Below are 7,608 nucleotides of genomic sequence, written 5' to 3'. Positions count from 1 at the left end.
AGACCAAGGTCTGGGAATACGGCTTTCTTGCGTTTTGGGCCCGTGAAGGGCCGCCTGGTCAGAGGCGGCCCGCTGCCTTCAGGGACAAGTAGGCGTCCGCCAAAGCTGGGGGCAGCTCGGATGGAGTGGCGTCCACGATCGTGACCCCGTGGCGCATGAGTTGTTCCGCTGTGCGGCGGCGCTCTGACTGGGCCTGAGCGGCCGCTGCCGCGTCGTACACCGCATCGATGCTTCCTCTGGACGTTGCCATGCGCTCGATATGAGGATCGGCGACCGAAGCGACCAAGACCTTGTTTCGCGTGGTCAGTTGGGACAGCACGGGGAGGAGACCCTCTTCGACGGGGGCTGCTTCGAGGCTGGTGATGAGGACGATCAGTGAGCTGCGGGGGGCCGTGCGGAGGGCCGTGGCGGTCAGGCCCCGGGCGTCCGTCTCGACGAGTTCGGGCTCGATGGTGGCCAGCGCGTTCACGAGGGAAGGCAGGACGTCGCCGGCAGTGCGGCCTTGGACCAGGGCGCGTACACGACGGTCGTATGCGAGGAGATCGACGCGATCGCCTGCACGGGTGGCCAGGGCGGCGAGGAGCAGAGCGGCGTCCATCGCGGCGTCGAGGCGAGGGGCGTCGTCCACGCGGCCCGCGGAAGTGCGGCCGGTGTCCAGGACCAGCAAGATGTGGCGATCGCGTTCGGGCCGCCAGGTGCGGACGGCCACCGCGGACTGGCGGGCGGTGGCGCGCCAGTCGATGGAGCGCGTGTCGTCGCCTGGCACGTAGTCGCGGAGGCTGTCGAACTCGGTGCCCTGGCCGCGGGTCAACACGCTGGTGCGGCCGTCGAGTTCGCGGAGGCGGGCCAGCTTGGACGGCAGGTGCTTGCGGCTCGCGAAGCGCGGTAGGACGCGCAAGGTCCAGGGGACTCGGTGGCTGCCTTGGCGGGCGTAGAGGCCGAGGGGGCCGAAGGAACGGATGGTGACGCGGTCGGCCTGGTGGTCACCGCGGCGGGTGGGGCGCAGGCGTGTGGTGAGTCGACGGCGCTCGCCTGCGGGGATCGCCAATGCGTGGCGGGATGCCGTGACTTCGGTGCCGGGCTGCCAGCTGCTGGGGGGCCAGGCGTCGCGCAGCTGGGCGCGGAGCCGGCGGCGTGACGGGTTGGTGACGGTGAGCTGGATGTCGGCGGATTCGTCGAGGCGTACGGAGGTGTCGCCTGAGCGGGTCAGGCTCAGACGGCGTACGGGTGCGGCCAGGGCGAAGTCGCAGGCGCAGGCGAGAGCCAGGGGGGCGTTGACGGCGAGGATGCCTGTCCAGCTGGGCTCCAGGATGCCGATGGGGAGTGAGCCCAGGGCGGCGAGGAGCGCGGTGCGGCCGGTGAGCGCCATCAGCGGGGGACCGGGACGTGGGTGAGGATCGCGTTGATCACGGAGTCGGCGGTGACCCCCTCCATCTCGGCCTCGGGCCGGAGTTGGATGCGGTGGCGGAGCGTCGGCAGGGCCAGGGCCTTCACATCGTCCGGAATGACGTAGTCGCGGCCGGTCAGCCAGGCCCAGGCGCGTGCCGTGGACAGGAGCGCCGTGGCGCCTCGTGGGGAAACGCCGAGTGTCAGTGACGGGGATTCGCGGGTGGCGCGGCAGATGTCGACCACGTAGGCGGTGATTTCGGGGGAGACCGCCGTCTTTGCCACGGCGGTGCGGGCGGCTTCGAGGTCGGCGGGGCCCGCTACGGGGTGGACGCCGGCGGCGCGCAGGTCGCGTGGGTTGAAGCCGTGGGCGTGCCGGGTGAGGACGTCGATCTCGTCCTGTCGGGACGGGAGGGGGACGGTGAGTTTCAGGAGGAAGCGGTCCAGTTGGGCTTCCGGCAGGGGGTAGGTGCCCTCGTATTCGACGGGGTTCTGGGTGGCGGCGACGAGGAAGGGCTCGGGGAGCGGGCGGGGGGTGCCGTCGACGGTGACCTGGCGTTCCTCCATGGCTTCGAGGAGGGAGGACTGGGTCTTGGGCGGGGTGCGGTTGATCTCGTCGGCGAGGAGGAGGTTGGTGAAGACCGGGCCGGGCTGGAAAGAGAACTTGGTGGTGTGGGCGTCGTAGACGAGGGAGCCCGTGACGTCGCTGGGCATGAGGTCGGGCGTGAACTGGACGCGCTTGGTGTCGAGTTCGAGGCTGGCCGCGAGCGCGCGGACGAGCAACGTTTTTGCTACCCCGGGGACTCCTTCTAGTAGGACGTGGCCCCGGCAGAGCAGGGCGACGACGAGTCCGGTGACGGCGGGGTCCTGGCCGACCACTGCCTTGGAGATCTCGGTGCGCAGGGCCTCGAGTGCGGCCCGGCTGTCGCGGGGGTCTCCGGTGGGCCCGGCGTTGTCAGTGGTCGGGTCCATCATGAGTGGCGTACCTCTCTCTCGAGGGCGTCGAGTTGGTCGGCAAGGGAGATGAGTGCTGCGTCGTTGCCGGGCGGGGGCCCGAAGAGGAGGGCGTGCAAGTCCTGGCCGGGGCTGGGGAGTCGGGAGGTCAGGGCGGGGATCAGGGTCTCGGGCGTGTGTGCCTGGGTGGGGGAGACACCGATGAGGGGGGCGAGACGGGTGCGGGTGGCCGAGCGCAGTGTCGTGGCCGCGCGGTCGCGGGCGTCGGCCTTGCGGTAGAGGCGGGCACGGCCTTCGACGGTTTCGGAGGCGCGTACGGCGACGGGGAGCCGTTCGGGGACCAGGGGGCCGAGGCGGCGGGCCCGCCACAGGGCGGCGAGTGCGGCGGCGATGGTGAGTTGGAGTGTGCCCCAGAGCCAGCCGGAGGGGATCAGGTCGAAGAAGCCGCGGCGGTCGTCGGAGTTGTCCGCGGCGTCATCGGAGAGCGAGGGGAGGTACCAGACCAAGTGGGGTCGGGAACCGAGGAGTTGCAGGGCGAGCGAGGCGTTGCCGTGCTTGTCGAGGCGGTTGTTGAAGAGGATGTCGGGGGCGCCGAGGACAACGGTGTCGCCTGGTCCGTCGGAGTCGGGGAGGCGCAGCAGGCTGGGCAGGCCGTCGCTGAGGTAGCAGGCGTCGGCCTCCGGGGCGAGGGTGTCGTAGCGGATGCCGCCCACGTCCGCGGTGCCCGCGCGGCGGGCCTCGGGGAGGGAGCAGCTGGGGGAGAGCTTCGAGTCGATGCTGGGCGTGGCGTCCGCGGTGACTCCGGGGGCGAGGGTGCCGACGGACGAGGGGCCGGGGGACAGGAGGACCGTGCGGCCTCCGGAGTCCTGAGTGGCGTCGTGGAGTTGGGACCGCTGGTGCTTGGTGAGCAGGTCGGGGTTGGTCACCAGGAGAGTGGTGTCGGGGCCCGTGGCGGTCCGGGCCTCTTCGGTGGTGGTGACCACGCGGGTCGAGACTCCTCGGTCGGCGAGGAGTTCGGCGACGGCGAGGCTGCCGTAGGGGTCGGCGGAGCGCGGGTCGAGGCGGCCGTGCTGGGCGCCGGAGCGGACGGCGGCGATGGCGATACCGGCTGCGAGGAGGATGACCAGCGCGAGGAGGATGCCGCGGGTGCGGGTCCACACCTGGCGGGGCGAGGCCGCGGTGGAGGTGGTGGTGGACGGCTGCGGGGCCGTCGCGGGCGGCTCGGTGCGCGGGGCGGGAGCGCCGGTCATACGGCGGGTCCGTTGCTGTGGGCCGCGCTGGTGTCGGCGAGTGTCGGCTTGGTGCGGTCCAGGTCGTGGTCGAGTTCGGTGAGGCGGAGGTACGCCGGTCGGTCGGTGGTGCGGCCGCCGTATGTCACGTCGTCGAACTCTCTGGCCGCGGCGTGCAGTTGGCTTGCATGGGCGGGCAGGGTGCGGCTTGCTTCGGCTGCTGCCTCGTCGGCCGTGCGGCCGGGGCGGGGGTCGAGCAGGGCGCGCTCTTCCAGGGCACGGACGATGGCCCGCATGCGTTCCTGCACGGCCTGGTTCCAGTGGCCTTGGGCGGCATGTGCCTCGGCGGCCGCGCGGTGCTCGGCGGCGCTGCGGGGGCGGTCGTCGAAGAGTGCGGCGGACATCGCCGGGGTGCGTTGTGGGGTGCCGAGGCGCCACCAGAGGGCCACGACGAGCAGGATCACGGCGACGACGATGACCAGGAGGCCGAGTCCGCCGCCCGGGGTGGCCTGGGAGGCCGCGTTGAACAGGTCGCCGACCCAGTCCCAGAAGCGGTCGAGGGCGCGTTGGAGGAGGCTGGGGTCGTCCTGGTGGTATCGCGGCTTGGACAGCTCGCGTTCGGCCGCCTCCCGCGCGGGGTCGCGCGGGATCGTCACGGGCGGCTCGTCACCGGTGCGGGGCAGCAGCGATGCCTGTGCCGCCCTGAGAACTGCCCCCGCCGCGGTCACCGCATCAGCTCCCTGGGGTGTCGGAGGCGCCGGAGCCGTTTGCCTGGCCGGTGGTGCCGGTGGTGTCGGCGGCGCGGGCGAGTTCGAGGTCGAGTGCCTCGCGGCGGATGCGCTGGTCGATGTAGAGGAGCACCGTGACCCCGGCGGTGATCGGGAAGGTGAGCGTGGAGCCGATCACCGAACCGATTCCGCTGATGATCAGGAAGGTCCACCCGAGGTCGCTCGTGCCGCTGTTGAGGAAGCCGGTCACGCCCTCCCCGCTCACTGCGCCCGCGATGAGGGTGAAGGGGATGACGATGATCGACGCGACGATGTTCGCGATGACCCCGGCGAGCAGCTGGATGCCGAAGACCCGCCACCAGGAGCCGCGGACCAGCTTGGCGGAGCGGATCATCGACTTCTTCACGCCCTGCTTCTCCAGCATCAGCGCGGGCGAGGCGAGCGAGAAGCGGATCAGCAGCCAGACGGCGACGACCGCGGCGCCCAGCAGCCCCAGCGAGGCGAGGCCGAGACCGGCTTCGGTGGATCCGGCGAGTGCGATCAGCCCGCCGGGGAGCGTGCCGATGGCCAGGATTCCCACACCGATGAGCGGGAGGAGGAGCGTCAGGCCGAACAGCCTGAGCAGCTGAGGCCGGGAGTCCTGCCATGCCTCGGAGGTGGTGACGGACTTACCGAGCACGGCACGGCTGGTGACCATCGTCAGCAGGGCGGTCGCCACGATCGTGCCGAGCAGGGCGACGAGGAAGACCACGCCGGAGTTCAGCATGGTGTCGCCCAGCGCCCGGGACAGTTCGCCGGCGGTGGCGCTCGGGTCGTTCAGGGCGTCGGTGCTGCCGCTGTCGTCGAGGACGAGGCCCTGCAGCAGGATGACGATGATCTCCGTGACCACGGCGACGGTCAGGGAGATGCCGAGCACCGTGCGCCAGTGCGCGCGCATCGTCGACACCGCGCCGTCGAGGATCTCGCCGACGCCGAGGGGTCGGAGCGGGATGACACCGGGCTTGGCGGCGGGCGGCGGGCCCTGCCAGGCACCCCAGCCGCGGTAGGGGCCGCCGGGACCGGCCGGACCTCCGGGGCCGCCCGGGCCACCGGACTGCCCGCCGCCCCAGCCCTGACCGCTCGTCGGAGCGGGCGGCGGAGGCGGGGCCTGGCCGGGGGCGGGCGCGCTGGGGGCGGACCACTGGGCGGGCGGCGGCTGCTCCTTGGACCACTTCGAACCCGGACCGGTCTCCTGGTCCGCGGGCTCGGTCGGCTCCGGGGTGCCGGAGTCCTGGCCGTCGGAGGGTGCAGATCCGGGCGAGGCCCAGCCCGGAGTGTCGTTCATCGTCGCTCCTTCACAGTGCCGCCCGTCCGCAGGTGCGGCGGCAGGTTGGCAGCCATCGTGTCACGCTGTGCCCGGCGCGGGACCGGGCACCGTATGGGCTGCACACCTTCAATTGTCCGTCAGGTACGGGGCAGACTGGGCGGATGGCTGATCAGGGCGTGCAATTCAGCGAGGACGTACGGCCGTCGGAGATCCCCGCGATCCGTTGGGACGAACCACCGGAGGGCCCCGTACTGGTTCTCCTCGACCAGACCAGGCTGCCGGCCGAAGAGACCGAGTTGGTGTGTACCGATGCTCCGGCCCTGGTCGAGGCGATCCGCACCCTTGCCGTGCGGGGCGCTCCGCTCCTCGGCATCGCCGGGGCATACGGAGTCGCGCTGGCCGCGGCTCGGGGCTACGACGTGGACGAGGCCGCGGCGGCACTGGCCGCGGCGCGGCCCACCGCCGTCAACCTCGCGTACGGAGTGGACCGCGCTCTCGCGGCCTATCGCAGCGCGTGCGCGGGCGGTGCCGATGACGAGCGGGCCGCGGCGGCGGTGCTCCGTGAGGCGAGGGCGCTGCACGACGAGGATGCCCAGGCCAGTGCCCGCATGGCGGTGCACGGTCTGACGCTGCTCGACGAGCTGCTGCCCGGTGGCGGCCACCGGGTCCTCACGCACTGCAATACGGGGGCGCTGGTCTCCGGCGGTGAGGGCACGGCCTTCGCGGTGGCGCTCGCCGCGCACCGGGAGGGGCGGCTGCGCAGGCTGTGGGTCGACGAGACGCGGCCGTTGCTGCAGGGAGCGCGCCTCACCGCGTACGAGGCGGCGCGCAGCGGCATGGCGTACACGCTGCTGACGGACAATGCGGCGGGGTCGCTGTTCGCGGCGGGTGAGGTGGATGCCGTGCTGATCGGCGCGGATCGCATCGCGGCCGACGGTTCGGTGGCCAACAAGGTGGGGAGCTATCCGCTCGCGGTCCTCGCCCGGTACCACCACGTGCCGTTCATCGTGGTGGCGCCGGTGACGACCGTGGATCCGGACACCCCGGACGGCGCGTGCATCGAGGTCGAGCAGCGGGCCGGACATGAGGTGACGGAGGTCACAGCACCCCAGGCGCCGGTGGCCGGGACGGAAGCGGGAGGCGGCATACCGGTGGCACCCCTGGGGACGCAGGCGTACAACCCCGCCTTCGATGTGACGCCGCCCGAACTGGTGACGGCGATCGTCACCGAACAGGGCGTTGTTTCGCCCGTGACAACAGAGGGCCTTGCCGAGCTGTGTGCCAGGTCACGCCAGGTAACGATTAGCTAATGGGATGATGTCAGGCATGAAGGGACGAGTCCTTGTCGTCGACGACGACACCGCACTGGCCGAGATGCTCGGGATTGTGCTGCGTGGTGAAGGTTTTGAGCCGTCGTTCGTAGCTGATGGCGACAAGGCGCTTGCTGCTTTCCGGGAAGCCAAGCCGGATCTGGTGCTGCTCGATCTGATGCTGCCCGGTCGGGACGGCATCGAGGTGTGCCGCCTGATCAGGGCGGAGTCCGGCGTGCCGATCGTCATGCTGACCGCGAAGAGCGACACCGTCGATGTCGTCGTCGGCCTCGAGTCGGGGGCCGACGACTACATCGTGAAGCCGTTCAAGCCGAAGGAGCTGGTGGCCCGGATCCGGGCACGCCTGCGTCGGTCCGAGGAGCCTGCGCCGGAGCAGCTCGCCATCGGTGACCTGGTCATCGACGTGGCCGGGCACTCCGTGAAGCGGGACGGGCAGTCGATCGCGCTGACACCGCTGGAGTTCGACCTGCTGGTGGCGCTGGCACGCAAGCCGTGGCAGGTCTTCACCCGCGAGGTCCTCCTCGAGCAGGTGTGGGGCTACCGGCACGCGGCAGACACCCGCCTGGTCAACGTGCATGTGCAGCGGCTGCGCTCCAAGGTCGAGCGGGATCCGGAGCGGCCGGAGATCGTGGTGACGGTCCGCGGCGTTGGCTACAAGGCCGGACCGAGCTGAC

7 protein-coding genes are annotated in these 7,608 nt (G+C 71.5%); 2 read left to right on the top strand and 5 right to left on the bottom strand.

Going from position 1 to position 7,608, the window contains the following annotated elements:
- Positions 1-58: 58 nt before the first annotated feature.
- The 5 genes from ACQB60_RS28555 to ACQB60_RS28535 are packed head-to-tail and all read right to left on the bottom strand — an operon-like array spanning position 59 to position 5,621.
- Complete coding sequence (locus tag ACQB60_RS28555) at positions 59-1,369, bottom strand: DUF58 domain-containing protein (RefSeq protein WP_496928946.1); 1,311 nt, start codon at positions 1,367-1,369, stop codon at positions 59-61.
- Positions 1,369-2,358, bottom strand: coding sequence for an AAA family ATPase (locus ACQB60_RS28550; RefSeq protein WP_496928945.1), 990 nt, complete (start codon positions 2,356-2,358; stop codon positions 1,369-1,371). The genes ACQB60_RS28555 and ACQB60_RS28550 overlap by 1 nt, the downstream gene beginning before the upstream one ends.
- Entirely contained in the window at positions 2,358-3,590 is a 1,233-nt protein-coding gene (locus ACQB60_RS28545) for a DUF4350 domain-containing protein (protein WP_496928944.1), read from the bottom strand. Before ACQB60_RS28545 ends, ACQB60_RS28550 begins: the two co-directional genes overlap by 1 nt.
- Positions 3,587-4,297 carry a DUF4129 domain-containing protein gene (locus ACQB60_RS28540; RefSeq protein WP_496928943.1) on the bottom strand — a complete coding sequence of 237 codons (711 nt, stop codon included), beginning with the start codon at positions 4,295-4,297 and terminating at the stop codon, positions 3,587-3,589. Before ACQB60_RS28540 ends, ACQB60_RS28545 begins: the two co-directional genes overlap by 4 nt.
- A 4-nt stretch (positions 4,298-4,301) precedes the next feature.
- Positions 4,302-5,621: a DUF7847 domain-containing protein gene (locus ACQB60_RS28535; RefSeq protein WP_496928942.1), complete on the bottom strand. Its 1,320-nt coding sequence runs from the start codon at positions 5,619-5,621 to the stop codon at positions 4,302-4,304.
- Positions 5,622-5,764: 143 nt separating this feature from the next.
- Between ACQB60_RS28535 and mtnA the strand changes: the two genes are divergently transcribed.
- Both mtnA and mtrA read left to right on the top strand, forming a co-directional pair.
- Positions 5,765-6,913 carry an S-methyl-5-thioribose-1-phosphate isomerase gene (mtnA, locus tag ACQB60_RS28530; protein ID WP_496928941.1) on the top strand — a complete coding sequence of 383 codons (1,149 nt, stop codon included), beginning with the start codon at positions 5,765-5,767 and terminating at the stop codon, positions 6,911-6,913.
- Between the two features lie 4 nt (positions 6,914-6,917).
- Positions 6,918-7,607 carry a two-component system response regulator MtrA gene (mtrA, locus tag ACQB60_RS28525; protein WP_189176211.1) on the top strand — a complete coding sequence of 230 codons (690 nt, stop codon included), beginning with the start codon at positions 6,918-6,920 and terminating at the stop codon, positions 7,605-7,607.
- Position 7,608: the final 1 nt, after the last annotated feature.

This window comes from Streptomyces odontotermitis (assembly GCF_050510915.1).
Lineage (GTDB): Bacteria > Actinomycetota > Actinomycetes > Streptomycetales > Streptomycetaceae > Streptomyces.
Note: the sequence above shows the minus strand (reverse complement) of the source record. Positions and strands in the feature narration are given on the sequence as shown.